This window comes from Lysinibacillus sp. CNPSo 3705 (assembly GCF_028674935.1).
Classification (GTDB): domain Bacteria; phylum Bacillota; class Bacilli; order Bacillales_A; family Planococcaceae; genus Lysinibacillus.
In genome coordinates this window covers 53,853-78,426 of sequence record NZ_JAQZSD010000015.1, presented here as the reverse complement: position 1 = coordinate 78,426, position 24,574 = coordinate 53,853, and the positions used below count along the sequence as shown (strand labels likewise).

Annotated in this window: 26 protein-coding genes, 14 tRNA genes and 1 rRNA gene; 32 read left to right on the top strand and 9 right to left on the bottom strand. The window is 37.6% G+C overall.

The features are described from left to right. From rrf to PVA17_RS08880, 19 genes are all read left to right on the top strand, one after another. Positions 1-99: ribosomal RNA gene (gene rrf, locus PVA17_RS08970) — 5S ribosomal RNA — on the top strand; the annotation flags it as partial. 16 nt (positions 100-115) lie between these two features. Continuing rightward, positions 116-192: transfer RNA gene (locus PVA17_RS08965), tRNA-Asn, on the top strand. Positions 193-197: 5 nt separating this feature from the next. Further along, positions 198-289 (top strand) — tRNA-Ser (locus PVA17_RS08960). A gap of 30 nt (positions 290-319) precedes the next feature. After that, positions 320-394, top strand: a tRNA-Glu gene (locus PVA17_RS08955). 61 nt (positions 395-455) lie between these two features. Continuing rightward, positions 456-531: transfer RNA gene (locus PVA17_RS08950), tRNA-Asp, on the top strand. A 15-nt stretch (positions 532-546) separates the two neighbouring features. Next, positions 547-622, top strand: a tRNA-Phe gene (locus PVA17_RS08945). Between the two features lie 9 nt (positions 623-631). Further along, positions 632-707 (top strand) — tRNA-Thr (locus PVA17_RS08940). A 10-nt stretch (positions 708-717) separates the two neighbouring features. After that, a tRNA-Tyr gene (locus tag PVA17_RS08935) sits at positions 718-801 on the top strand. A 30-nt stretch (positions 802-831) separates the two neighbouring features. Then, a tRNA-Trp gene (locus PVA17_RS08930) sits at positions 832-905 on the top strand. 12 nt (positions 906-917) lie between these two features. Then, positions 918-993, top strand: a tRNA-His gene (locus PVA17_RS08925). 35 nt (positions 994-1,028) lie between these two features. Next, positions 1,029-1,104, top strand: a tRNA-His gene (locus PVA17_RS08920). Between the two features lie 4 nt (positions 1,105-1,108). After that, positions 1,109-1,183, top strand: a tRNA-Gln gene (locus tag PVA17_RS08915). Between the two features lie 5 nt (positions 1,184-1,188). Further along, positions 1,189-1,263, top strand: a tRNA-Gly gene (locus PVA17_RS08910). 8 nt (positions 1,264-1,271) lie between these two features. After that, positions 1,272-1,345 (top strand) — tRNA-Cys (locus tag PVA17_RS08905). Positions 1,346-1,392: 47 nt separating this feature from the next. Continuing rightward, a tRNA-Leu gene (locus tag PVA17_RS08900) sits at positions 1,393-1,473 on the top strand. Positions 1,474-1,998: 525 nt separating this feature from the next. Further along, positions 1,999-2,580, top strand: a complete 582-nt coding sequence (thpR, locus tag PVA17_RS08895; protein WP_132364119.1) for an RNA 2',3'-cyclic phosphodiesterase — start codon at positions 1,999-2,001, stop codon at positions 2,578-2,580. A 138-nt stretch (positions 2,581-2,718) separates the two neighbouring features. Next, positions 2,719-3,753, top strand: a complete 1,035-nt coding sequence (locus tag PVA17_RS08890; RefSeq protein WP_132364117.1) for an ABC transporter permease — start codon at positions 2,719-2,721, stop codon at positions 3,751-3,753. 1 nt (position 3,754) lies between these two features. After that, positions 3,755-4,441 (top strand): ABC transporter ATP-binding protein, encoded by a 687-nt coding sequence (locus tag PVA17_RS08885; RefSeq protein WP_132364115.1) that lies wholly within the window; start codon positions 3,755-3,757, stop codon positions 4,439-4,441. A gap of 213 nt (positions 4,442-4,654) precedes the next feature. After that, on the top strand, positions 4,655-4,939 hold the full coding sequence (locus PVA17_RS08880; RefSeq protein ID WP_274067489.1) for a hypothetical protein: 285 nt from the start codon (positions 4,655-4,657) through the stop codon (positions 4,937-4,939). A 241-nt stretch (positions 4,940-5,180) separates the two neighbouring features. Here the strand turns inward: PVA17_RS08880 and PVA17_RS08875 are convergent, their stop codons facing one another. The 3 genes from PVA17_RS08875 to PVA17_RS08865 all read right to left on the bottom strand — a co-directional run bounded on the left by PVA17_RS08875 (position 5,181) and on the right by PVA17_RS08865 (position 7,366). Further along, on the bottom strand, positions 5,181-5,996 hold the full coding sequence (locus PVA17_RS08875; RefSeq protein ID WP_274067488.1) for an SDR family NAD(P)-dependent oxidoreductase: 816 nt from the start codon (positions 5,994-5,996) through the stop codon (positions 5,181-5,183). Between the two features lie 18 nt (positions 5,997-6,014). Beyond that, on the bottom strand, positions 6,015-6,710 hold the full coding sequence (locus PVA17_RS08870; protein WP_274067487.1) for an SGNH/GDSL hydrolase family protein: 696 nt from the start codon (positions 6,708-6,710) through the stop codon (positions 6,015-6,017). A gap of 68 nt (positions 6,711-6,778) precedes the next feature. Further along, complete coding sequence (locus PVA17_RS08865) at positions 6,779-7,366, bottom strand: TetR/AcrR family transcriptional regulator (protein WP_274067486.1); 588 nt, start codon at positions 7,364-7,366, stop codon at positions 6,779-6,781. A 238-nt stretch (positions 7,367-7,604) separates the two neighbouring features. On the opposite strand from PVA17_RS08865, the gene PVA17_RS08860 reads away from it, so the two are divergent. Together PVA17_RS08860 and PVA17_RS08855 are read left to right on the top strand one after the other, a co-directional pair. Next, positions 7,605-7,955, top strand: coding sequence for a VOC family protein (locus tag PVA17_RS08860; protein ID WP_274067485.1), 351 nt, complete (start codon positions 7,605-7,607; stop codon positions 7,953-7,955). Between the two features lie 105 nt (positions 7,956-8,060). After that, positions 8,061-9,152, top strand: a complete 1,092-nt coding sequence (locus PVA17_RS08855) for an S-layer homology domain-containing protein (RefSeq protein ID WP_132364103.1) — start codon at positions 8,061-8,063, stop codon at positions 9,150-9,152. Positions 9,153-9,217: 65 nt separating this feature from the next. Here the strand turns inward: PVA17_RS08855 and PVA17_RS08850 are convergent, their stop codons facing one another. Continuing rightward, entirely contained in the window at positions 9,218-9,961 is a 744-nt protein-coding gene (locus PVA17_RS08850; RefSeq protein WP_274067484.1) for an arylamine N-acetyltransferase family protein, read from the bottom strand. 195 nt (positions 9,962-10,156) lie between these two features. On the opposite strand from PVA17_RS08850, the gene nagB reads away from it, so the two are divergent. Beyond that, complete coding sequence (gene nagB / locus PVA17_RS08845; RefSeq protein WP_132364127.1) at positions 10,157-10,870, top strand: glucosamine-6-phosphate deaminase; 714 nt, start codon at positions 10,157-10,159, stop codon at positions 10,868-10,870. A gap of 58 nt (positions 10,871-10,928) precedes the next feature. Here the strand turns inward: nagB and PVA17_RS08840 are convergent, their stop codons facing one another. Then, entirely contained in the window at positions 10,929-11,144 is a 216-nt protein-coding gene (locus PVA17_RS08840) for a hypothetical protein (RefSeq protein WP_274067483.1), read from the bottom strand. 56 nt (positions 11,145-11,200) lie between these two features. Here PVA17_RS08840 and PVA17_RS08835 point away from each other — a divergent pair, with 56 nt between their 5' ends. Both PVA17_RS08835 and PVA17_RS08830 read left to right on the top strand, forming a co-directional pair. Then, a complete protein-coding gene (locus tag PVA17_RS08835) occupies positions 11,201-12,103 on the top strand; it encodes a S66 peptidase family protein (RefSeq protein ID WP_274067482.1) in 903 nt (300 codons plus the stop codon). Positions 12,104-12,145: 42 nt separating this feature from the next. Continuing rightward, on the top strand, positions 12,146-12,547 hold the full coding sequence (locus PVA17_RS08830; protein ID WP_274067481.1) for a cytidine deaminase: 402 nt from the start codon (positions 12,146-12,148) through the stop codon (positions 12,545-12,547). Positions 12,548-12,632: 85 nt separating this feature from the next. Here the strand turns inward: PVA17_RS08830 and PVA17_RS08825 are convergent, their stop codons facing one another. After that, on the bottom strand, positions 12,633-14,219 hold the full coding sequence (locus tag PVA17_RS08825; RefSeq protein WP_274067480.1) for a catalase: 1,587 nt from the start codon (positions 14,217-14,219) through the stop codon (positions 12,633-12,635). 643 nt (positions 14,220-14,862) lie between these two features. Here PVA17_RS08825 and PVA17_RS08820 point away from each other — a divergent pair. The 4 genes from PVA17_RS08820 (at position 14,863) to PVA17_RS08805 (ending at position 18,465) form a co-directional block, all read left to right on the top strand. After that, positions 14,863-15,870 carry a medium chain dehydrogenase/reductase family protein gene (locus PVA17_RS08820; protein ID WP_274067479.1) on the top strand — a complete coding sequence of 336 codons (1,008 nt, stop codon included), beginning with the start codon at positions 14,863-14,865 and terminating at the stop codon, positions 15,868-15,870. A gap of 17 nt (positions 15,871-15,887) precedes the next feature. After that, positions 15,888-16,301 (top strand): MerR family transcriptional regulator, encoded by a 414-nt coding sequence (locus PVA17_RS08815; RefSeq protein WP_132364095.1) that lies wholly within the window; start codon positions 15,888-15,890, stop codon positions 16,299-16,301. A 493-nt stretch (positions 16,302-16,794) separates the two neighbouring features. Beyond that, complete coding sequence (locus PVA17_RS08810) at positions 16,795-17,394, top strand: hypothetical protein (RefSeq protein WP_274067478.1); 600 nt, start codon at positions 16,795-16,797, stop codon at positions 17,392-17,394. A gap of 405 nt (positions 17,395-17,799) precedes the next feature. Continuing rightward, positions 17,800-18,465, top strand: coding sequence for a hypothetical protein (locus tag PVA17_RS08805; RefSeq protein WP_274067477.1), 666 nt, complete (start codon positions 17,800-17,802; stop codon positions 18,463-18,465). A gap of 108 nt (positions 18,466-18,573) precedes the next feature. On the opposite strand, the gene PVA17_RS08800 is transcribed toward PVA17_RS08805, so the two are convergent. Together PVA17_RS08800 and PVA17_RS08795 are read right to left on the bottom strand one after the other, a co-directional pair. Next, positions 18,574-19,083: a hypothetical protein gene (locus tag PVA17_RS08800; protein ID WP_132364089.1), complete on the bottom strand. Its 510-nt coding sequence runs from the start codon at positions 19,081-19,083 to the stop codon at positions 18,574-18,576. A gap of 14 nt (positions 19,084-19,097) precedes the next feature. Beyond that, on the bottom strand, positions 19,098-19,787 hold the full coding sequence (locus tag PVA17_RS08795; RefSeq protein ID WP_132364087.1) for a B3/B4 domain-containing protein: 690 nt from the start codon (positions 19,785-19,787) through the stop codon (positions 19,098-19,100). Positions 19,788-19,846: 59 nt separating this feature from the next. On the opposite strand from PVA17_RS08795, the gene queG reads away from it, so the two are divergent. Further along, positions 19,847-20,977: a tRNA epoxyqueuosine(34) reductase QueG gene (gene queG / locus PVA17_RS08790; RefSeq protein ID WP_274067476.1), complete on the top strand. Its 1,131-nt coding sequence runs from the start codon at positions 19,847-19,849 to the stop codon at positions 20,975-20,977. A 14-nt stretch (positions 20,978-20,991) separates the two neighbouring features. Continuing rightward, positions 20,992-21,465, top strand: coding sequence for a tRNA (uridine(34)/cytosine(34)/5-carboxymethylaminomethyluridine(34)-2'-O)-methyltransferase TrmL (trmL, locus tag PVA17_RS08785; RefSeq protein WP_053485736.1), 474 nt, complete (start codon positions 20,992-20,994; stop codon positions 21,463-21,465). A 115-nt stretch (positions 21,466-21,580) separates the two neighbouring features. Here the strand turns inward: trmL and PVA17_RS08780 are convergent, their stop codons facing one another. Next, positions 21,581-22,426 (bottom strand): VOC family protein, encoded by an 846-nt coding sequence (locus PVA17_RS08780; RefSeq protein ID WP_274067475.1) that lies wholly within the window; start codon positions 22,424-22,426, stop codon positions 21,581-21,583. A 482-nt stretch (positions 22,427-22,908) separates the two neighbouring features. Between PVA17_RS08780 and PVA17_RS08775 the strand changes: the two genes are divergently transcribed. Continuing rightward, complete coding sequence (locus tag PVA17_RS08775) at positions 22,909-23,085, top strand: hypothetical protein (protein WP_274067474.1); 177 nt, start codon at positions 22,909-22,911, stop codon at positions 23,083-23,085. Between the two features lie 84 nt (positions 23,086-23,169). Beyond that, a complete protein-coding gene (locus PVA17_RS08770) occupies positions 23,170-24,000 on the top strand; it encodes an aldo/keto reductase (protein WP_274067473.1) in 831 nt (276 codons plus the stop codon). Positions 24,001-24,574 lie beyond the last annotated feature (574 nt).

The following is a 24,574-nucleotide window of genomic DNA, read 5'->3' as shown; positions in this document are numbered from 1 at the left end:
AGAGGTCACACCCGTTCCCATACCGAACACGGAAGTTAAGCTCTTTAGCGCCGATGGTAGTTGGGGGCTTCCCCCTGTGAGAGTAGGACGTCGCTAGGCTATATGATAAAATTATTCCGAAGTAGCTCAGTTGGTAGTAGCACCTGACTGTTAATCAGGTTGTCGCAGGTTCGAGTCCTGCCTTCGGAGCCATTCTTGGAGAGTTGTCCGAGTGGCCGAAGGAGCACGATTGGAAATCGTGTAGGCGGTTAACACTGTCTCAAGGGTTCAAATCCCTTACTCTCCGCCAGCACAATAAGGATTTTCTATTCCAAACGTTGGCCCCTTGGTCAAGTGGTTAAGACACCGCCCTTTCACGGCGGTAACACGGGTTCGAATCCCGTAGGGGTCACCATTTTCAATACCCAGATGGAGGATTAGCTCAGCTGGGAGAGCATGGCCCCCGCAACCAAAATGGTCCCGTGGTGTAGCGGTTAACATGCCTGCCTGTCACGCAGGAGATCGCCGGTTCGATCCCGGTCGGGACCGCCATTTTTTTAAAAATATGGGTCAGTAGCTCAGTTGGTAGAGCATTAGATTGAAGCTCTAAGTGTCGGCGGTTCGATTCCGTCCTGACCCACCATATTTTTTTGCCGGTGTAGCTCAGTTGGTAGAGCAACTGACTTGTAATCAGTAGGTCGTGGGTTCGACTCCTATCGCCGGCACCATGACTTTCCCGGAGGGGTAGCGAAGTGGCTAAACGCGGCGGACTGTAAATCCGCTCCTTAGGGTTCGGCGGTTCGAATCCGTCCCCCTCCACCAGTTTTAATTTAATTTGATTTTCAATTTAATAGGGGCATAGTTCAACGGTAGAATAGAGGTCTCCAAAACCTTTGGTGTGGGTTCGATTCCTACTGCCCCTGCCATTTAATTTTATGGCGATTGTGGCGAAGTGGTTAACGCACCGGATTGTGGTTCCGGCATTCGTGGGTTCGATTCCCATCAGTCGCCCCATTTTCAATAAAATTAATAAATACAATATAACAATGGCGATTGTGGCGAAGTGGTTAACGCACCGGATTGTGGTTCCGGCATTCGTGGGTTCGATTCCCATCAGTCGCCCCATTGTTGGGGTATAGCCAAGCGGTAAGGCAACGGATTTTGATTCCGTCATGCCTAGGTTCGAATCCTAGTACCCCAGCCATTTTTGCGGAAGTAGTTCAGTGGTAGAACACCACCTTGCCAAGGTGGGGGTCGCGAGTTCGAACCTCGTCTTCCGCTCCAAATATGACGGCGGCATAGCCAAGTGGTAAGGCACAGGTCTGCAACACCTTTATCACCGGTTCAAATCCGGTTGCCGCCTCCATATTTTATTAATCAATCGGTTTATCCGATTTTTTTTATCTCCATTATGCCGGTGTGGCGGAATTGGCAGACGCGCACGACTCAAAATCGTGTTCCTTTGGAGTGTCGGTTCGACCCCGACCACCGGTATCATATTTTGTAGAGAATCCTTGATTACAAGGGTTCTTTTTTTTTTGTAGAAAGCAATTATGATCCTTTCAAAGGTTATTTTTTGAGGTTCTATAATATTTGTTGGGGTATTCACACAATTACACGCATAAAAAAAGCACAGATTCACTGATTTATATATACTTGAATTGTCTAGAAACAAGATTAATAAAAGGTAGCAATAAGATTAAGAATTCTAAAACATTGTAAATCTACTCCTTCTTTCATATGATTTTTAACATTAATAGAAACAACCACATCTTCAACTTTAATAAATCTAGGTTTTCGAGGAGAAATATTGTGTGCTTTACAAACTTGTAATAATCTTATTGTTCCACTCATACCACCACACTTTACCTGTTATCATTATAAAGTGAGAAAGAATATAGACGTGAAGGTTATGACCCACCCGCTAAAAAGAAAAATGGATTATTTCTGCTTTATCGTGAGTAGTAATGGTTAAATTTTAGTAGGAAAAGAAATAATGCCTGATAAGTAGCATTTTCGATGAATAGAAAGGGTATGATTATGAGCAGACATTTTTTTATTGCCGTTCCACTTCCTTCAGATATTAAAGCAGCTCTTAAAGTGAAATGTGAAGAAATGAAAACAGATTTTCATTTTAAACGATGGGTACACCAGGAAGATTATCACATCACATTGGCTTTTTTAGGTCATGCGGATGAAGAGCAATTACTGGCTGTAATGGATGAAACGAGGAAAAATCTTCGGAATGTTCCACCATTCGAATTAAACATTCAAGGGTTCAATACTTTTGGAAGAAAAGAATATCCAAGAATTTTATGGGTTAATCTGCTTGAATCGCAGCCATTAAATTTGGTGAGAGAAATCGTATACCGTGATTGTATGAAGGCTGGTTTTGAATTAGATAAGAAGCCCTTTACACCCCATATAACTGTTGCAAGAAAATGGGATGAAGCATGTGGGGAAATTTCGTTCAACGCCTTGCTAGAAGAAAATTTTCAGCTTCCAAAATTTCTAGTTGAAGAAGTGGTTTTGTACGAATCAAAAATAGAGGAAACGCCAAAATATTATAAAAAAGCTGTCATTCGTTTAGATGGTCAGTAATTTTACATTCAGCTCGTAAACCTAAAAAGCAAAGGTTTATGAGTTTTTTTGATTAAAACCATTTGTAATGATTAGTTCATCTTCCGTTCATTTAAGGATTTTATGCTAAGGATGTAAAAAGGAATGGAGGAGGTCACTATGAATCTTGCGTGGAAAGAAATTAAGAAAAATAAAGTAAGATTTTTAATATTAGGATCAATTGTTTTTCTAGTTAGTTTTTTAACTTTTATTATTTCTGGTTTGGCGAATGGATTATCACAGGATAACGCTGCTTTAATTAAAGATTTACCACAAGGACAATTTTATATGAATACGGATGCAGATGAAACGTATAATCTGTCAAAGATAGATAGCAGTACACAAAATGAAATATTGAGCAATGAAAAGGATGCAGTAGCTTTTTCCCTACAAATGGGCTTTTTAAATGATCAGGATAATAAGCAGCAAAGCGTCGCCTTTGTGACATCCTCTGATTCAAAGTTATTTGAAAATGTGCAACACGAAGAAGTGATAGTAGACAGCTCATTGAAAGATAAAGGAATTAAAGTAGGCGATACATTAACGAATAATCAGTTTAGTGGCAAGTTTGTCGTAAAAGGATTTGTAGAGCAAAAGAAATATAGTCATGCACCGGTTGCCTATATTAATAACGAGGATTATAAAGAAATTTATCGTACTGATGAAATGCAATTGATTTTTGTACCAAATGGCGATTCTTCAAAACAATTTGCTGGGTTACAATCATTTTCGAATAAAGAGTTTCTTAAAACAATTCCAAGCTATAGCGCAGAACAAATGTCTTTAAATATGATTGTCTGGTTTTTAGTAGTCATTAGTGGGATGCTGTTTGCTATCTTCTTCTATATGATGAACGTTCAAAAAATTGGTTTATACGGAATTTTAAAGGCCATTGGTGTGAAAACGAGTAAACTATTCAAAATGATATGGACACAGATGGCTATCATTACAGTTATATCACTTATTTTGTCGGTAGCCTTTAGCCAAGCATTTAATCTGATAGCGCCAAAAGGAATGCCTTTCACGTTAACAATTGGGACGACAACGCAATTATCGATCGTATTCCTAATTATTGGATTTATTGGTGCTACAATTTCAGGCATCCAAATTAAAAAAATTCAACCATTACAAGCGATACAGCAAGGAGAGGCTTAATATGACTTTATTTAAAATCGATGAAGTTAGAAAAACATTTAGAAATGGCGAGGTAGAGGAAGAAATACTTAAAGGGATAAATCTTTCTCTAAATGAAGGGGAAATAACAGCATTGGTCGGTGCATCTGGATCAGGTAAGAGTACACTTCTGACAATAGCTGCTGGACTTCAGCCTGCAACAGATGGGCACGTTATTTTTGAGGGGAAAAATATGTCCACCATGAACGCGGAAGACGTTCGAAAAGTACGAGCAAGTGAATTTGGATTTGTCTTTCAGTTTGCACACCTTGTACCTTTTCTTACAGTTGAGGAGCAGCTACTGCTAATGCTAGATGTTTCTGAATCAAGATTAAAGAAGCAGGAACAAAAAAATGAAGTTAATCGACTACTAAAATTAGTAGGGATGGACCATCGAAAAATGGCTTATCCTTCGTCATTGTCAGGTGGCGAGAAGCAACGTGTTGCCATTGCCCGAGCAATCATTCATAAACCGAAAGTTCTCTTCGCGGATGAACCAACAGCAAGCTTAGATTCACAAAGATCAAAAGAGGTTATGTTACTAATTAGAGATTTGACTAAAACGTTAAACATTACTACTTTAATGGTGACACACGATGAAGAAATGCTTGCTTATACGGATCGTATTATTAAAATGAGCGACGGTGTCATTTTGCAAGATGCCATGTAGATCGAATCGTAAAAACCACAACCACAATTATTGATGGTTGTGGTTTTTTTGTATCAATTATACCTCGGCACAAAGCCGATTCCGGGACATCCGCTAAAAGAAGTAGGCTCTCTGGGCGTTATTTATAGATATTTTTAATAAGCCTAGTGTTATGTTACCAAACCACTAAACTAATGAAGCATATTATAGAAGGAAAGGGGGAGGTGATTTGAAATGGCGTTTGTCATTGCTTTATTGATCGTATTAGTTGGTCTAATAGCAGGATTCCAATTAACCGAAGGAAGGTCAGAGAAAGGGAATTACATCGTTTGGGGTATCATTACAATGATAGCGTTTGCACCGTTCTTATCTTTTGTAATTGGCGTAATGTATGGAATAGTAATTAAAAATAGTTGGGCAACCTCGATTATGATGTTTTTAGCTCCTATAATTTTTGTTATAGGGTTAATTATATTACTTTTAGGTATTTATAAAAATAATAAGGAAAAGTATAAATAACAAGCTATTTATCTCTGAAAAGGGTAATTCCGTTCAGTGTTTAAGTTATCTTAAATATAAAGGTAAAAAGCCGCGAGACTCCTACAAATTGTTTTTGATGTGTGTAAATGAAAATGTAAGCGAAGGAGACATATGCCTTCGTGTCCAACATCCTATTTTTGGCCCTGATGCGGTTCGTGCCTGGCCGGCGGAAAAGCGTAGCGGTTTTTTACCTCTGGAAGAAAGCTTTTACGTGAAAAGTTTAGGTTAATCGAGCTTTTCGACTTACTTTACAGACCATTCTCATTAAAGCTCTGTGCAACGAAGGGAAGATCGTAAAGAGTACATCCATTGTTTTACGCATAGGCATAGGACAGATAATAGGCTTATTTTTGTGTACGCCTGCAATAGTGATTTTTGCTAGTTGCTGTGGAGACATCATTTTTTGCTTTTTCAATTGTTTGGACATTACTGATTTATCGATATTAATAGCTGTCGCTTTATCGAAAATAGGTGTATCAACAAAAGTCGGACATAGCGTACTTACCTTGATGCCAAATTCCTCAGCCTCATAGTGTAGTGATGTCGTTAAGCCCACAACAGCATGCTTCGTAGTTGAATATGCGGCAGATATAGGCGCTGGCCCCAACCCTGCTGCTGATGAGGTATTGATGATATGTCCAAAACCTTGTTTCTTCATGATTTGATAGCCAATTTGAGTACCATATATAACGCCCCATAAATTAAGATCCACAATGTTTTTCCATTCGTCCATCGACATATCATACATTTCACCATACATAGCTATACCAGCATTATTGAATACATAATCTAATCTTTGAAATTCCTCATAGACATTTGTAATGACATGTTTAACACTTTTGTAATCGGTTACATTTAATTCTACAAATCTAGCATTTGAAGCATCTTTATTTAGTTCTGCCTCAAGAATACGTCCATCACGTTCGTTAATATCTGCAATAATGACAAATACATGACGACCTACTAACTCCTTGCAGATAGCCTTCCCTATACCTGATACACCGCCAGTAACAATCGCAACCTTTCTCATCTTCATCACCTCTCACATGACTTCCTATTGTTCAATAGCTTCCTGTAGTTGAAACTGTTCAATGACAGCTGTGTATTCTTCCACGACAAGTTCTGCTCCCTTACTATTTAAATGAACGCCATCTAACGTTAAATGTAGCCCTCTCTTTTTAGATAATCGGTCAATTCGCAAAGGATTTTTATAAAACAGTACATCTTTCATTACTCGCATAACATTAGTGTTCATATAATCGGAACTATTAACTTGTTCTAAGTGATGCTCAAACACCTCTTGTATATTTAGAAAGCTTACATTTGCATACTTTGAAGAAATGGATTGAATAATAGAGGAGAGCTCTTTTAATTCTTTATTAGGAGCGTTTTTCATTGTCTCTCCTATTAAAGCTGGTGTTACTAAAACGACATCTTTAGAGGATGCTAAAATCATTTCTAAACAATTTACATAGTAATCTTTAAATTCTTGATGATCTTTTGTAACTGGTTGTGCCTGCACTTTCAAAAGTTTAGCATAAACATCGTTGACACCAATCCAAAGAAAGCTAAGGTCATAATAAATAGCTAGCTTAGATTTCTCTAAACGACTGTGTAAGCTTTTTACTGTTTCACCTGGTTTACCGAGATTATCAAATTCGATATGTTGATGGTTTGTTGTTAGTAGTTTAAAAAATGAAACCCCTGGTCTACCTTCTGTTAAGCTGTCGCCTATACATGCAATTTTCATTTATATCCCACCTTTTTTTATCTTCTTTAACTTCACCCGTTGTAATAAGTTAATTCCTCTAGAAGCCATTATGCCGAGGCATAATTGATAAAAATGGTTATTGCCTGGTTAAAGAGTGGCTCAAGTGCTTTCAGCTCCTGCGTATTTGTCAGCTGACATAAACCCCCTAGCCATGTGCCTAGAAGAACTGTCCATTCATCAATATTTCCATGAACAAATTCCCCCCTATCAATTCCTTCTTGCAGAATCGCACGATAAGCACCCATCGGTACAACCGCTAAATTGTGTAATTGTTGTACTGATTCAGGGCTCGATTTTGGATTGGAAGCTAGCTCTTGCCCTGATCTTAATAAAGGTGTTTGGTAATGATAGAGAACATGCATGGCCATGCCATATAATTTTTCTGTTGCCGTAGAGTAGTTACATTCTTTTTGCAGCCATTTGTTGTGCCAATCTTGCATTGTTTGTTGCGCTAAAAGAACAAAGAGCTTTTCTTTGTTTTCAAAATGGTAATAAATATGTCCCTTGCTATAGCCTGAAGCGATGGAAATATCGCCAACTGATGTTTGATTATAGCCTTTTTGAGAAAACAAACTAACCGCATGTTCCATAATTTCAACTTTTGCTTTCTCGCTATCGTAACGTCTTTTATTCATTGATTTACTCCTTTAAAACATTTGAACGTCCGTTCTAATTTAATTATACAATATTTTACTAATTAATGAATAGTTAAATACCTACGTCATTATGTTGTCACAATTGCTCATACCAAGGCTAATCAGAAAATCTCCAGGAAAGGACCTAGTTGGAAAGTATGTTGTTGAATAAATGAAGGGAATATCCATTTAGTTATGGAATTATAAATTATAATTTAAAAATTAGGAGGGGAATTAGATGGGGAGAGTAATAGGGTTTGAATTAAATAGCCAGGAGCCTGAAAAAGCAGCTGAGTTTTATGCCAAGGTTTTTGGTTGGGAGGTAGCCGCACCTAATTGGGAATATCGGGCTGTAACAACCGGGGATGATAAAAATTCAGGGATTAACGGCGGTATTGCTAAGGGGCCACACGATTATCCTTTTGGAACACGTATTCAAATCGAAGTGGATTCTATCGATGAGGCTATTGCTAAAGCTAAACATAATGGTGCCATCATTGTTCGTGACAAAATGGAATTTGATGAGTTTTATCTTGCCTATATGGTAGATCCAACTGGGCTTGGCTTCGGCTTAATTCAAAACAAATAATCTATTTAATAAGTCTCTGCAATCGATTGCGGAGGCTTTTTTTGTGAATTAATTGGAAATTATATCTAAAAAAGTATATTATAAATGAGGAAGAGAGGGAAAGACATGAAACAAATGATGAAAATAGTATGTGCGCTATTAATAGCTGTTTGGTTATTACCGCTTGAAGGTGCACATGCAGCAAGCTTTAAAGATTTATCTAAGGATAATACATTGATAACGGAAATTGATTACTTAGTGGAAAGAGGGGTTATTAATGGCTATCCGAATAACCTATTTAAACCGAATACATATGTCACGAGAGCACAGGTAGCAGTCATGCTAACACGTGCATTAGGATTACAGACAACGAATGTAAAAAATCCGAACTATCAGGATGTACCTTCTACACACCCCTATTATAAAGAAATTGCGGCAGTGGAAAATGCTGGCATCTTTAATTCAGCACAGAAATTTAATCCGAGTGCAACTCTTTCAAGAGCGGACATGGCGATTGTGTTACAAAGAGCATTTAAATTAAAGGGATCTGAGACAAGCTATTTTTCAGATGTTTCATCTAAGACAAGAGGTTATAAAGAAATCTCAGTAATTGCTAGTAATAATATAACAAGAGGATATGATGATGGTTCATTTAAGCCTAATGTACCTTTAACTAGAGCTCATTTCTCAGCATTTTTAGCTCGTGCATTAACGCTATCAAATACGAATTTATTAAAAGATACTGCGTTTGACTACACGTATTCGTATTATTCAATAAATGAAAAAAAACAATATACATTAAAATATCAGTTTAGTCATAATGATGGAAAGAGTGATGTATGGAAAGTAAAAGATTTGAACTCAAATAAGGTATTTAATGATGAGCATCTATTTAGCGATGGTGAGGCTTATGGACAGGGTTTTGCTGCTGAGTATAGTAGTCACTACGACTTATATATAGGATTACCACTTAGAATTGGCGTGCTTCAACACGAGAATGAAGGTGCTGTAATTTCAGGAATCCGAATTACTATTAAAGCAACGGATGGCACTGTTAAAGCAGGTGGTGTCAATTATCATAATGCTATAGTTTTAGAGGAAAAGAACATTTACAGAAGTGGAGTACGAACATATTACTTTGTCGATGGTATCGGTTTAGTCAAAGAGCTTTATAATGATGTTGTTGTTTATGAGTTGCTCGAGCGTACAGCTAATTAAATGTTTGCCATATGAAAAGCAAGTCTCCTATTACACGAGGAGGCTTGCTTTTTGTCATGGAATATCTAATCTAATGAAATATGAAAAAAGCGATGAAGTGCTTGTCGCCATTCCTTTTCGTTATGAGTTGTATAAGTTGTTAGGGAATATCCCTCGTAAATTCGAAATTCGTTATTAAGCATTGTATGTCGGCCACGAGGAGTACGAATCATCGCGATTTTATTGTTTTGTTTAGAAAGTCTTGGTGCAAACTTTGCATCGTTAGCGTCATCAAAAAAACTATAAAGTAAACGCCAATTATTGTTTGTTAGTTCGTACAGCATCCAGCCGTTCGCTTCACCTCGTTCAATTTTATAAAGTTCATTACCTTCACGGTGTTGATGTCCAGCTATTAGTGGAACTGGTTTACAAGGAGCTAATGCACCTACACCAACATCCGAAATATAGGATTGGCCATTGAAATTGACCAGCAATAGCTGATGCATAGGTACATCCTCAACAGGAGTATCCGCTTCAATGTTGCGCCAAAATTGTGCATAGCGGTTGGTTACAGAAAAGCCAAGCTCGCGAAGTAGCCAACTAAATAAAATATTTAGTTCAAAACAATTGCCTCCGCGAAGTTGAATAATCATTTTTTGAAAAAGGTCAGGAATAGCGAAGGAGATGTCATGTTTTAAGGCAACATCTAGGTTCTCATAAGGAATGGTATGTAGATGTTTGGTTTGAAGCTGACCAAGTAACTTAATAGATGGCTCTAAAGATCCTTGAAATTGAATAAGCTTTAAATATTGCTTTATTTGTGAATTCATAAAATCGCCTCATTTCCTTACTAAATAACATAACCGAAATGGTTTGAGAATACACGTGAATAATATAAAGAAAATAATAGAAAAGGAGGTAAATAACTTGTAAAATGAAAATATTAACTATTATAAAGAGAGATATTTCCTATTATTTTAGTTAATAATAATGATTGTAAGGTAGGTATACGAATGACAAGCGAAATGAAATGGTTAGAAGTAAATTCATACGATGAAATGAGCAAAGTAGCAGCGGATATTTTCACTAAACAATTACAAGTAAAACCAACAAGTATTTTAGGATTAGCGACTGGTGGTTCTCCCGTAGGCATGTATAAGGAATTAGTGAAACGCCAACAAGCTGGCAATATATCTTTTAGTGATGTGATTACCTTTAACCTAGATGAATATATAGGTATCGATCAAACAAGTCCGGCAAGTTATTGGACATTTATGCATGAGAACTTATTCAATCATGTAGATATAAAAGAAGAAAATATACATTTACCAAATGGTCAGGCAGAAAACTTAGATGCTGAGTGTGCGGCCTATGATGCTCGCATTAAGGAAGCGGGAGGAATTGATTTGCAGCTTCTAGGCATTGGCGTTAACGGACATATTGGTTTTAACGAACCAGGCACATCTTTTGCTTCAACGACTCATATTGTGGAGCTAACTGAATCTACACGCAAAGAAAATGCAATTTATTTTGATAACTCTAAAGATGTACCGACTCATGCAATTACAATGGGCATTCAATCTATTATGAAAGCTAAGGAAATCGTGTTAATTGCATTTGGTGAAAAAAAGCTAGAGGCTATGGAAAAATTAAAAAGTGGTATTATCACTGAAGATTTCCCAGCAAGCCAATTATTAAATCATCCAAATGTAACCATTATTTATGGCGGTACAAAATAAGAAATAAGCGTAGACTTTATTTTATTTGAAGTCTACGCTTTTTTTTTGGCGATTCGAGCTACGGAAAGAAGAGGAAGCGACGGAAAGAAGAGTCGAAGCGACGGAAAGAAGAGTCGAAGCGACGGAAAGAAGAGTCAAAGCGACAGAAGGAACAGTCGAAGCAACGGAAAGTAGAGCCAGAGCGACGGAAGGAAGAGTCGAAGTGACGGAAGGAAGAGACAGAGCGACAAACAGTCATCCGGAATTTAAATTTTATCAACACTAGCTTCGCCATTAATCAATGCTACAATATTATCTATATGCTGGAATAAGAAAATAGGAGGGATTAGGGTGAAAAGTACCGTACCACATTTACAAAAGGGAGATACAGTTGGTCTTGTGGCTTTATCTAGTCAAGTACAGCCCGAAAAGCTAGGAGATGCGATAGCCTTTCTTGAAGAATTAGGGCTAAACTATATAATTGGGGATACCATTCAGGCAAAGCACGATTACCTAGCAGGTAGTGATGAAGAGCGTCTAGCTGATTTTCATGAGATGGTGAGAAATCCGGAGGTGAAGGCAATTTTTTGTGTTAAGGGGGGCTATGGCTCTGCACGAATTGCGGAGAAGATTGACTACGGACTACTTGAGGAAAATCCAAAAATCTTCTGGGGCTTCTCTGATCTTACATATTTACATTGTGCGATTAATGAATTTGCTAATTTAGTGACGTTTCATGGACCGCTCCTGATGTCTGTAGACAGAATAGATGATTTATCAAAGAAAATGTTTTTACAGCTATTTTCACCGATGGAAGTACAATATACGGAGGATATTTCCCCATTAACAACGATTGCACCTGGTGTAGCTCGTGGTGAGATTATTGGAGGAAATTTACGTCGCCTTGTTAACACATTAGGTACAAAATTTGAAGTTTGTACAGAAGGCCGCATTTTATTGATAGAGGAGCTTGGGGAATCTATCCCAAAAATTGATGCGATGCTGCAGCAATTAAAGCAGGCGAGAAAGCTTGAGCAATTAGCAGGTGTTGTGATTGGTTCCTTTACGCAAACGGAAGCGGATGAAGCGGCATTATTTGCTTTAATGAAGGATTATTTTGCGAATTTAGGCGTTCCAGTTGTAGCAGGCTTTAAAATTGGCCATGATTCAACGAATATTGCAATTCCATTAGGCGTAGATGCTATTTTAGATGCACAGGAAAAAGTACTGAAGGTTTTGCCTGGTGTGCATTAAAAAGAAGAATTTTATGATTGATTAAAAACAGGGAGGGAGAGTATGGATATTGAGCAAAAACTTTATCAGTCGGTGGTAGAATTGATTGAAAAAAGATACCCTTCTGGTTGGGGTGGTGCGGCAGCAATGTATACTGAAGATGGTCAGATTTTAACGAGCGTAGCACCAGACGTTATTAATGCCTCTACTGAATTGTGCATGGAAACTGGTGCAATACTTGAAGCCCATAAAATTAATACGAAGGTTACTCATAGTATTTGTATGGCCAGAGAAAACGAAAACTCTGTATTTACTGTGTTAACTCCTTGTGGTGTATGTCAAGAAAGGCTTTTTTACTGGGGTGAAAATGTAAAAGCGGCTATCACTAATCCGAATGGTGAATTGATATTTAAAACACTGAAAGAAATACAACCATATCATTGGTATAAAGCATACGAAAAATAAAAAGGTTTTTTGCTATTGTGATTTGGGATGCTATTAAAAAAAGACATTACATATTTGTTGTGAAAATATGTAATGTCTTTTTTATTTAATAAGGCTCTGCGCCATGACCTTTATCTACAGCCTTTTGAGGTGCTTCATCACCAGCAATATTGCCAAGTGGCTTTGATGAAGAGGAATCATTTCGAGCTTTTTGTAAACCTTCTTTTAACAAGCGACCGTATTCTTCATCTGCTTCTTGTGCTAATGCAATCATCGCTTCTTGAATAGCTATATGACAGACTGCTAAATCACGAATTAAGTTTTCAAGCAGCTCATCTCGCTCCCATTGCTCAAAATTGCGATATGTTTCGCCCGCTTGCTTCGTATTGCTTTGCCGATCAATGGATTCTCGAACGAGATTACCTTCCACGAGCGGTGTATATTCTTTAGCCGCTTGCGTAGCTTCTTTTAAACCATTTAACATCGAAGGCTCATAGTTAACATGGGGATTTTGCCCCGGAGCTAAATCTCGCTGATACATCATTTGACCACCGTTTTGATTGGTTGCTACTCGTTTTTTAGGTGCATTGATAGGAAGTTGTAAATAGTTTGCACCTACACGGTGACGCTGTGTATCAGAATAAGAGAAGGTACGACCTTGTAGCATTTTATCGTCCGAGAAATCCAATCCGTCCACAAGCACTCCTGTACCGAAAGTAGCCTGTTCAACCTCAGCAAAATAATCTTCTGGATTTTTATTTAACACCATCTTACCAACTGGATACCATGGGAATTGATCATTAGGCCAAAGCTTCGTATCATCTAATGGATCAAAATCAAGCTCTGGATGTGGACCATCCTCCATAATTTGGACGTTAAGCTCCCATTCAGGATAATCACCATTTTTAATGGCATCATATAAATCTTGTGTGGCATGATTGAAATTTTTCTTTTGGATTTCTTCTGCTTCTTTTTGTGTTAAGTTTTTAATGCCTTGTAAAGGTTCCCAATGATATTTTACAAGGACCGCTTTGCCTTCACTATTGACCCATTTATACGTATTGACGCCAGAGCCTTGCATCATTCGATAATTAGCGGGAATACCCCAAGGTGAATAAACGAATGTCACCATATGGAAGGTTTCTGGAGAACTTGCACAGAAATCAAAAAAACGTTCAACATCCTGAATATTTGTAATCGGATCAGGCTTAAAGGCGTGAATCATATCAGGAAATTTCATAGCATCGCGGATAAAGAAGATTTTTAAATTATTGCCGACTAAATCCCAGTTACCATCCTCCGTATAGAATTTTACAGCAAAGCCTCGTGGATCACGTAATGTTTCTGGTGAATGACCGCCATGAATAACGGTTGAGAAGCGTACAAAAACAGGCGTCTGCTTCCCTTTATTCTGAAATACTTTAGCCCTTGTATACTTAGCAATAGGATCATCCCCAACAACACCGTATGTCTCAAAATAGCCATGTGCCCCTGCACCTCGTGCATGAACAACACGCTCAGGAATTCTTTCGCGGTCAAAGTGACTTATTTTTTCTATAAAATCATAGTTTTCAAGAGTTGCAGGTCCTCGATTACTGACAGTTCGTATATTTTGATTGTTCGTAATAGGATGCCCCTGTCGATTTGTCAAGGTCATGTCATGCTCGTTTGTGGAATCGTGTTGTTTCGTCATTGTCTAACCCCTTTCTTTGGATATAGTTATTCTTTACATGTTAGGGGAGAATTAGACATGAAAAAACTTCTGCACATAAGGTGAGAAAAAGAAAAAGGTACAGGAAGGTAATGGAGAATGCTACATAATGGATTAAAATATGTTGGGTTTTTAATTATGTTAATTTTTGGTGGAATCTTTTTGTTAAGATGGTTTCTTCATGATGAAATATTATTGGATCAATTAATTGTCTTTGTACTAGGGGGAATCTTCTACGTTGCTTCTTTGTTCGTTAAAGCAAGATGAGGTAAATATATGAACATAAAAAGCTCTCCTACACAAAATGTAAGAGAGCTTTTGGATGGCGTTTTCAAATTAATTGTCAAGTTGTGTGAGTATGGCCATTGCTGATAGTTGGTTATTAGTCATTGGTCATACAGTAACAGGTAACTTGTCATTGGTTTTGTTTAAGTTAGCTCCAAAAAGCTAGTTTTGAAAACAGCACATCCAATTCGCTATGAAGTCGCATGGACTTCATAAATCTATTGTATACAGTTTTAGGGAAATCGTCTATGCAATAAAACTTGGCTGATAGATTCCTTGACTTAGAGTTTACTCTAACAACTATAATACAAACATCTTTATTGAGGGGAGATGTTTTGCTTTGAATACACGAGTAATTGTAACTAGATACGGAGGACCTCAGGTTATTGATGTGATAGAGGAGCCCTTACGAAAACCCGAGAGAGGGCAAATTCGCGTTAAGGTCCAAGCGGCAGGAGTTGCACTAGCGGATATTATGAGAAGAGAGGGGAAATATCCGCTATCTCCTATACCTCCCTTTACTCCAGGGTACGACGCTATTGGGATTGTTGACGAGTTGGGAGAAGGCGTGCAAAAATATTTGATAGGGGATAAGGTAGCCGTCTTTTTTAACGGAACGGGTGGCTATGCATCTTATGTGTATGCGATGGATGATGAGGTTGTCAAGATTCCTGCGCACATTGATTCCGTATCGGCCGCGGCTGTGATCTTAAATTATGTAACAGCCTATCAAATGCTTCACCGGATTGCAAAGGTAGCTGAGGGAGAACGTATCCTAATTCACGGGGCAAGTGGCGGGGTTGGTACTGCCTTGCTTGAGCTTGGGAAGTTAGCAAAATTAGACATGTATGGCACTGCTTCCTTAGCTAAACATTCAATTGTATCCAAATTCGGCGCCGTGCCGATTGACTATCGAAACGAAGATTTTGTAGATACTCTTCGTATCCAGGTTCCTGAAGGTATGGATGTTGTTTTTGATCCAATAGGGGGCCAAAATTACGAGCGTTCGATGAACACCCTAAGCAACAATGGCCGCTTCATAGGTTACGGCTATACCTCGATTCTTCAGCAAGGAGATTCAGGAGAATGGGCCAAAGAATGGGGAAGTCTTGCTGAAAATCGAACTACAGAGAAAGGTAATCCGGTCTATCTTTACTCCATAACATCATTAAAAAAAGAAAGATTAGATTGGTTTAAGGAAGATGTTCGGTTTCTTCTTTCATTGTTAGAGGAAGGGAAGATCAATCCCTTAATCTCTTACAGACTTCCGTTACCGGAAGCTGCACATGCTCAAGAATTGCTTGAAAAATCATTATCTGTAGGAAAGGTTATTCTTATATGTGAATGAAAGGGGACAAAAACGTAATGTACTCAATTGGTGAAATATCGAAATTAACAGGTATTTCTGCATATACACTTCGTTATTATGAAAAAATGGGTCTTTTACCTAATCCTTATCGCTTGGATGGGAAGCAAAACGGGATTCGGCAATATAATGATCAGGATCTTCGCTTTATCCAATTTGTTTATGGATTAAAGCAAACGGGAATGAAGCTAAATGATATTACTTTGTTTACTGAAGATGGCTGTCTGTTAACACAAAATGATCAACAAATAGAGGATATCCAGGAAATTTTACACAAACGGATTGAACTATTAAATAAACATGTTAATCTACTAGAGCAACAATTGGAGCAATTGGAAAATGTAATGACTCTTGCCAATGAGAAAAGAAGTTTTTACTTAGCTATGCTAAATGATAGACTTCCAAACCCGTAAAGACATTTTAACTAATTCTAGGAGAAGTTAAGCCACCGGGGGATATCACGTGATCAGAAAGGGGTTGTTAGCCTAAAATTATCGCATCTATGCGAAAACGGCTAACTGACCTGGATCGGTGGCGCTGCCACTACGTTTTCACACAAAAGACATATGTTGCTTCCGCTACGTATTCACACAAAAGACATCTAGTGGTTTCGCTACGTAAGCACTGGACTTTCGCAAAAAATAGACTATCAAAAGCGTTTAGCCACTATTGGTTGAACGCTTTTTTATATTCATTAGAGTTAGTCAATATGTAACATAGATCCATTATTTTACTGAAAATGTCGAAAAATGACGAATAATAAAGGTGGAAATGTACACCTTATTTTGTCAGAATTGTAATAGGAGGAGATGATATAGTAGTTTAGGAACTTTTTGTACTATAATTCTATTTCATTAAATCTAATAACGTATATTGATCGATATGCATTCGGAGGGAATAAAGGTAATGAAGAAAGTTTTATTATTACTTCTAGCAGTTATGCTAGTTGGATGTTCTGGAGAAGGAACAGAGAAGAAAAAAGAGGCAGACGTAAAAAAAGAGGTCGTTACAGTAAAATTTGAAGAGGTCGATACTGAATCAAAAGCTACAGTTGAAAAGTTTGCCAAAGAATACAATGAAAAGCTTACTTTATTTAAACAGGTTCAACCTATAGGATTAGACATGATTCCAGAACCAGTAACGAATGAACTTAAAGATTTCTCACAAGTTCTATTGGAAGCTGATTTTAAAGAATATAAGGGCCATTACAAATTAGTTGCTAAATACAATAAGGATAAAAAAATAATTGGATATAATCTTTCTGTTCAAGGACTCCCTGAAAAAGAAGTAAATGATGAGGGAGACGAATGGGCAGAAGGGATGACTTCAGCTGTAATAGTTGCTCAAACACTAGGATTAGATTTGGGTAAATTCACCGAATCATTAGCTAAAGCTGAAGAAAATAGAGACACTCATTCTTATACTGATTCTACATATAAGGTAACTAATCTTTGTACTGAGGTCGATGCAGGAAAATTTGAATTTAAATTTGAATTAACTAAGTAGAACAAAAAGCATCTCTAATGAACTACATCTCAATTGTGTCTAACAATTGCAATGCAGATCAAGAGATGCTTTTTTGCTTTGCTGTATTTATGTTAATTGATTTAGAGCTATACAAGTCTTTATTGCTTATTAATAGGCTTGAGAAGCGATGAAACCTTGGCTTGTCTTTTGTATTTGCTTTTGTGGAAAAAATGGTATTCTATATATCATTATTCCATAAAACCTTAATTTTACACAAAATGTCGAAAAATGTTGAAAGAAAGGGTGGAAACAGAAATTTTATTTTGTCAGAATTATAATAGGATGATGCTATATAGTAATTTAAGTATTTTTTGTACTGAATTCTATTTCATTGAATCTAGTAACGTATATTTTTATTAATATACATTCGGAGGGAAAAAGGTAATGAAGAAAGCTTTATTATTACTACTAGCAGTTATGCTAGTTGGATGTTCTGGAGAAGGAACAGAGAAGAAAAAAGAGGCAGATGTAAAAAAAGATCAGGAAACAAAAGAAGCGATCGTAAAGAAGGAGAAAGTCGTTCCAATAAAATTTGAAGAGGTTGATCCTGAATCAAAGGCTGCGGTAGAAAAGTTTGTTAAAAAATACAATGTCAGAGCAAATATATTTAAAAAGAATCCAGTTGAAGGAATTGAAATAGCAGAAATTCCAGAACCAATAACTAGTGAATTGAATAAAGAGGAAACTATTTTCTCACAAATTTTATTGGATACTGATTTTAAAAAACATAAGGGTCATTATAAAATAGACGTTAATTATAATGAAAATAAAAAAATAATTGGATATAATATTTTTATAGAAGGAATTCCCGCAACTGAATTAAATGAAGATGGACAGGGAGGGGAATGGGCAGAAGGAATTATATCTGCTATGTCAATTGCTTATGCACTAGGATTGAATATAGATAAATTTGATGAAGAAAGTGATATTGCTTTTGACGAGGAAGTAGCTTATACATATACTGATCCTAACACTAAGACTAATGTAACTTTTCTATTTGCCGATTGGGATATAGGAAAATTTGAAATTAAATATGAATTAAGTAAGTAGAATAAAAAGCATCCCAAAGCTGTACTCCGAATTGTTAAACACAATTGGAGGTACAGCTTAAAAAGGATGCTTTTTTTATTGTAGAAATAATAGCATAGGCGCTCAATATTAGAAATAACGAGAATCATCGAAGTTAATTTCAACACTATAATTCTTTGCATTGATCAGATTCGATAATTTATGGGCATCTTTTTCTAATATAATAGCACGTTCTCGGTACTCATCTGGCTCATACATAGCAATTTCATAAAGCATTGTATTTTCACCATATCCCATGCGTACACTTTCCTTTTCGTGCATACTAAACTGTTTACATAGCTCAGCATCTGCGCGGAGCTGTGTTGCGAGCTCAATCGCTTCAACTAATGCTAGTTTGTCACCTTTAAAGTCTACTGTGTTTTTTATATTTGCTTCATATACTAAACGATCCAATGTACGAACATCGAGACGTACTTGAGCTAATTCAGCTTCAATTACTTTCATTGCGCGATTACTTGTTTTGGGTGCTTGTCCTTTTTCAACAGTTACAAAAGCGCTACGATGTAATTCGTCAACGAGCTCTTGAACTTTTTTTGCTAAAATACTTTTTAGCTTAACGGCTTCAGCAAGATTAATCATGAAAACACGTCCTTTTATAGTGTAGTAGATGGTGCTGCGTTTGTTAATAGGGCCATTTTAAAATCGCCGCCATGAATTTGATTAAACATCTTACCGGCAGATGCAAGAAGCTCTTGCGCACTTTCTTCTGATAATGATGGGCGTAGGTAGAAGATATGTAGAGCCTCCGTCGTTTCCTCCGAAACAGACGTACGTTTAGAATCGACAAATGGCGAGCCAAATGCTCCTTCAGCATCACAGCTATAAAGGATATTTTTTAATGTATTAAAACGACCATTTAAGCCCTCATAGCCAGTATCCTCGTCGCCAAGTGCAATTTTTATATGTCCTTGTAGTTTAGCTACATCATATAAGCCTACCGGAATCTCATATTGGAGGGAAAAGAAATTATTTAAATCAACACCAGAGTGAAAAGGTGTTAAATAATTTTGCTTACTAACTCGGCGCATTAAGCTTTCTGCTGAGTGACGATAGCGGTTCGGATCTGCACCAAGCTTTTTCCATAGTTGTCGCCATTCTGCAATACCCTCTCGTTGCGTTACAGGATTATCCTGCATTTCTAAAAAGAGATTTTCCTGATACAATTGCATGCGACCTTTAATCATTTGAGGCGATTCTGCAACGACAATTTTGGTATAATGAATAATGCCGATTTTAAGCTCGGGATGTTGTGTCAATAGAGATTGATTAATTGAAATTTCCATAAAACATCACCTACTTTATTTATTTTTATTATTGTACCATGTAAGGAGTTGGGAATAAAATGAACATACATGACCTACAACGTGAATTTGTGGCGTATGCAATGTCCATTGGTGTAGACAAGATTGGCTTTACAACAGCGGCTCCTTTTACTGAAATGAAAAATAGACTGCGCCGTCAGCAAGAGCTTGGTTATCAGTCTGGCTTTGAAGAAAGCGATATTGAAAAACGTACCGAACCCCTACAATTGTTAGAGGGGGCAGAGAGCATAGTGGCGATAGCAGTCGCATATCCGTCGCGCATGCAAAATGCACCTGTAGGCAAGAAGGGAGCGAGACGCGGGATTTTTTGTCGTGCTTCCTGGGGTGTCGATTATCATACAGCATTACGTGAGCGCTTGGAATTACTATCAGCTTGGCTTGAGGAGCGAGTAGAAGGTGTTCGTATTGAATCAATGGTTGATACGGGGGCACTTGTTGATAGGGCAGTTGCGGAACGTGCGGGGATAGGTTGGAGCGGAAAAAACTGCTCGATCATTACGCCTGAGTTCGGTTCCTATGTATATTTAGGAGAGCTAATCACAAATATCCCTTTTGCTCCTGATAAGCCTATGGAGGATGAATGCGGGGATTGCCGCTTATGTTTAGATGTTTGCCCAACAGGCGCGTTAATCGAGGGAGGACAGCTAGACTCTCAACGTTGTATAGCCTTTTTAACACAAACTAAAGGAATGCTACCTGATGAGTTTCGTACCCATATTGGGAATCGTTTGTATGGCTGCGATACATGTCAGACCGTATGCCCAAAAAATAAAGGGAAGATTAACTGGATGCATGAGGAATTTAAACCTGATCCAGAGCTTGCAAAGCCATTACTTGTACCACTTTTAACAATTTCGAATCGTGACTTTAAAGAAAAGTTTGGACATGTTTCTGGTTCATGGCGGGGGAAAAAGCCAATTCAACGCAATGCTATTTTGGCACTTGCACACTTCAAAGAAGAAGCTGCGGTCCCAGATTTAGTAGCACTTCTTGAAAAGGATGTACGACCTGTCATTCGAGGAACAGCCGCATGGGCTTTAGGTAAGATAGGCGGGGAGCAGGCTCAATCCGCATTACTTAAGGCAGAAATAAAAGAACAAGACGAGGAAGTACTCGTTGAAATTAATAAAGGTTTACAATTTTTTAGTTAAGGAAGTGTACCGTTATGCCATTGCATATCGTTTTATATCAACCAGAAATTCCAGCAAATACAGGAAATATTGCACGCACATGTGCTGGCACAAATACCTCACTACATTTAATTCGTCCTCTTGGCTTTTCCACAGACGATAAAATGCTAAAACGGGCCGGCTTAGATTATTGGCATAGTGTCAATGTCGTGTATCACGATTCGCTAGAGGATTTTTTAGAGGCATCCAAAAATGGCGACGTTTATTTAATTGAGACCTATAGCGAAGAACCATTTACGACACATGATTTTAGTGATAAAGATCGAGATATTTACTTTATGTTTGGCAAAGAAACGACTGGTCTGCCAAAGGATTTTGCTTATGAGCGTCGAGATATGTGCTTACGAATTCCACAGAGTGAACATGTTCGTTCACTCAATTTATCGAATACAGCAGCAATTGTTATTTATGAGGCATTACGTCAACAAGGATATCCAGGTTTACATTAAAAAAGAAGTTCTCTCATACCGGAGAACTTCTTTTGTTTTTTCGTTTGGGGTAAAAGGATTTTGCAAAAGAAGGGAAGCACCGTCAAGGGTGGATACAACCCTCACCCCGACGCCTTTAAAATTTCAATAAAACAACGATACCTGATGGATCCTCAGTTTGGAAACCACCATCTATATCAATAACAGGAGCACCAATGGAACGGAGATTTTCTTTCATTGTTGCTGCTTGCTCTTCATTATCTAGACGCAGTGAAAATGTTTGTAAGCCAACCTGATTTTTACCAAGCTTTGGAGCGTTTTCAGAGTGCCAAGTATTTAAACCGATATGATGGTGATAGCGGCCAGTTGAGATGAATAAAGCTTGTGCTCCATAGCGAGTGACAATTTCAAATCCTAATCCTTTTGTATAAAATTCTTCTGCGGCAGCTAAATTAGATACTGATAAATGAATATGCCCCATAACCGTATCAGCTGGTAGGCCATCCCATCTACCATCGCCTTCCTCTAATATAGAATGGATTTTAAGAGGTTCAGTCACCATATGCACTTGGTCGAAATGCCAAGTCCATTCATTTTCAGGGCGATCTGCATAAACCTCAATACCATTATTATCAGGATCATTTAAATAAAGTGCTTCACTTACATCATGGTCAGATGCTCCGAAGTACACACCTTTGTTATGGAAATGAGTAATAATATTTGCTAAATCACGACGAGTAGGCAATAAAATGGCAAAGTGATAAAGGCCGGTTGTTAAGCTCGTTTTTTCTTCTACTGTTTCAGGTTGGACGATTGTTAGTAAGGCTGTTTTGCCATCAGCAGTTAGTGTTGCTCTATGAGATTCCTGCTGTAAAACTTTAAAGCCAATGATCTCCTGATAATAAGTTAATGAACGTTGTAAATCGCTCACTTTAATTTCAACATTTGTGACATATGTGTTAGGTTTTTCATGAAAATGCATAGTAAATTACCTCCGAATTTAAGTTATCATTAATTATCAACTTACTTTATGTAAGTAAGTGTATTTTATAAAGTGCATATTGTCAAGTAATTATATTGTTCCAAAAAATAAGAGAAGTAACCGAAGTAGCTCATCGGACGCCCTCAGGAAAAAAGAGCAAACTTTATTTAAGAGGGCAACTTATTTTATGCAACAATTAAAAAATCACTAAGCATATATTCATGCTTAGTGATTTTCTTGAGGTATTATTTGTCTGCTCTGTAGTCGCCTTCATAGCCAGCAGTGAAAATTGCAGTTAAGAACGCAACAGTTACACCAATAATTAATAGTAAACCCATGGAATAACCCTCCTCAGTTTATAAAGACATCTCTTTTTAGTATAGACTATCTACTATAAAAATGAAACGACATAGCGGAATAAAATATGTCAGAAATGGTTCAGAAATAACTATTTCGGGAAAACTATAAGAGAGGTGATAATAATGGAAAAAAAGGTTCCAAATATTGAAAACGGTACAATGGCTAGAAATTTTAAAGATTTACAGGATTTAGGAAAGCAAATGGAGCATTTACGTGATGGTCTAGAGCTTGTAGAAGACAATCGAATTCCAGATCCTATTCAAGTAGATGATTATAAAGAGGAAGCGAAGGATCAATAAGATATTACCCCGAAAATTTTCCTTATATTTCTTAAAACCAATTTTTTGTATAATGGAACTAGGAAAAGAAAGGGGTTGTTATTCTTGAATTTACAATCAACAAAAACATTAGCAAACGGTGTGGAAATGCCTCGCTTTGGCTTAGGTGTTTATAAAATGACAGAGCGCGATGAGACTTTGCAGGCTATTGATAAAGCTCTTAAATTTGGCTACCGAGCTATTGATACTGCTTCTCTTTATGGTAACGAGGTCGAGGTGGGCGAAGCTATTCGTCATTCAGGCGTTAAACGTGAGGATATTTTTGTGACGACAAAGGTTTGGAATAATGACCAAGGCTATGATGAAACATTACGAGCTTTTGAAGTTTCATTGAAAAAGTTAAATATGGATTATTTAGATTTATATTTAACGCATTGGGCAGTTTCAGAAACATTTGAAGAAACGTATCGAGCAATTGAACGTTTATATGATGAAAAATTAATTCGTGCAACAGGTGTCTCAAATCACCATGAGCATCATCTACAAAAGCTATTAGCTAAAGCAAATATAGCACCAATGGTCAATCAAGTAGAGGTGCATCCATATTTACAGCAAGACGCATTACGAGCATTTTGTAGGGAGCATGGAATCGCTGTTACCGCATGGTCTCCATTAGGCCGTGGTGGAGTACTTGATAATCCAACGATTATGGAAATTGGTCGTGAAATAGGGAAGACGGCTGCTCAAGTAGTGCTGCGTTGGCATTTACAAAATGATACACTTATTATTCCTAAGTCTGTAACACCTAGTCGTATTGAGGAAAACGCCCAGATTTTTGATTTTGAATTAACACTAGCTCAAATGGATAAAATAGCGACGTTAAATCGTAATGAACGATTTGGGCAAGACCCGGATAACTTTAAATTTAATTTTTAGTGCAATAGAAATCCCGCTCTCTAATTTGAGAAGCGGGATTTTGTAGTGTTGAAAAACAAAATAATCAGGTAAATCTTTGTGGACATTCTGGCGAGTGATTTCCGTTCCAGGCTACTCGCTTTCCTGCGGGCGAGCGTCGAGCCGCTTCCTTCGCTCCGCTTCGTGCAGGGTCTCGTCTGTCTCGCTTTCCCGCGGGAGTCGAGTAGCCTTCCACTTCAATCAATGGTAGCGTAGACTTTTATAAATTAAATGCATGTCAAAAGTGAACACTATGATTACTCACCATAATTGAGGAAAATAGTCCTAAACAGTGACGCGATTGTATAGATGTTGTTACTATTGCGATGTTTTAGCAATTTATCGCTGGCGCTACGTTAACATTGCGCTTTCACACTATAATATCTGGTGCTGCCGCGTTGCTTTTGCACAGAAAATAATTGTTGCTAAAACTTCAGTTTTTCACTATAGATTAGAGCTATATGCAGAAGATACACACAAAGTGAAATGGTTGATTGGAGTGGAGGTTGGGCGACTCCTCGGGGATCAGCGTCACAGATGAGACCCTGGAGCGAGC

Coding starts and splice junctions, on each gene's coding strand:
- thpR (WP_132364119.1), top strand. CDS start 1,999: ATGAATAGAAAGGGTATGATTATGAGCAGACATTTTTTTATTGCCGTT.
- PVA17_RS08890 (WP_132364117.1), top strand. CDS start 2,719: ATGAATCTTGCGTGGAAAGAAATTAAGAAAAATAAAGTAAGATTTTTA.
- PVA17_RS08885 (WP_132364115.1), top strand. CDS start 3,755: ATGACTTTATTTAAAATCGATGAAGTTAGAAAAACATTTAGAAATGGC.
- PVA17_RS08880 (WP_274067489.1), top strand. CDS start 4,655: ATGGCGTTTGTCATTGCTTTATTGATCGTATTAGTTGGTCTAATAGCA.
- PVA17_RS08875 (WP_274067488.1), bottom strand. CDS start 5,996: ATGAAGATGAGAAAGGTTGCGATTGTTACTGGCGGTGTATCAGGTATA.
- PVA17_RS08870 (WP_274067487.1), bottom strand. CDS start 6,710: ATGAAAATTGCATGTATAGGCGACAGCTTAACAGAAGGTAGACCAGGG.
- PVA17_RS08865 (WP_274067486.1), bottom strand. CDS start 7,366: ATGAATAAAAGACGTTACGATAGCGAGAAAGCAAAAGTTGAAATTATG.
- PVA17_RS08860 (WP_274067485.1), top strand. CDS start 7,605: ATGGGGAGAGTAATAGGGTTTGAATTAAATAGCCAGGAGCCTGAAAAA.
- PVA17_RS08855 (WP_132364103.1), top strand. CDS start 8,061: ATGAAACAAATGATGAAAATAGTATGTGCGCTATTAATAGCTGTTTGG.
- PVA17_RS08850 (WP_274067484.1), bottom strand. CDS start 9,961: ATGAATTCACAAATAAAGCAATATTTAAAGCTTATTCAATTTCAAGGA.
- nagB (WP_132364127.1), top strand. CDS start 10,157: ATGAAATGGTTAGAAGTAAATTCATACGATGAAATGAGCAAAGTAGCA.
- PVA17_RS08840 (WP_274067483.1), bottom strand. CDS start 11,144: ATGGCGAAGCTAGTGTTGATAAAATTTAAATTCCGGATGACTGTTTGT.
- PVA17_RS08830 (WP_274067481.1), top strand. CDS start 12,146: ATGGATATTGAGCAAAAACTTTATCAGTCGGTGGTAGAATTGATTGAA.
- PVA17_RS08825 (WP_274067480.1), bottom strand. CDS start 14,219: ATGACGAAACAACACGATTCCACAAACGAGCATGACATGACCTTGACA.
- PVA17_RS08815 (WP_132364095.1), top strand. CDS start 15,888: ATGTACTCAATTGGTGAAATATCGAAATTAACAGGTATTTCTGCATAT.
- PVA17_RS08810 (WP_274067478.1), top strand. CDS start 16,795: ATGAAGAAAGTTTTATTATTACTTCTAGCAGTTATGCTAGTTGGATGT.
- PVA17_RS08805 (WP_274067477.1), top strand. CDS start 17,800: ATGAAGAAAGCTTTATTATTACTACTAGCAGTTATGCTAGTTGGATGT.
- PVA17_RS08800 (WP_132364089.1), bottom strand. CDS start 19,083: ATGATTAATCTTGCTGAAGCCGTTAAGCTAAAAAGTATTTTAGCAAAA.
- PVA17_RS08795 (WP_132364087.1), bottom strand. CDS start 19,787: ATGGAAATTTCAATTAATCAATCTCTATTGACACAACATCCCGAGCTT.
- queG (WP_274067476.1), top strand. CDS start 19,847: ATGAACATACATGACCTACAACGTGAATTTGTGGCGTATGCAATGTCC.
- trmL (WP_053485736.1), top strand. CDS start 20,992: ATGCCATTGCATATCGTTTTATATCAACCAGAAATTCCAGCAAATACA.
- PVA17_RS08780 (WP_274067475.1), bottom strand. CDS start 22,426: ATGCATTTTCATGAAAAACCTAACACATATGTCACAAATGTTGAAATT.
- PVA17_RS08775 (WP_274067474.1), top strand. CDS start 22,909: ATGGAAAAAAAGGTTCCAAATATTGAAAACGGTACAATGGCTAGAAAT.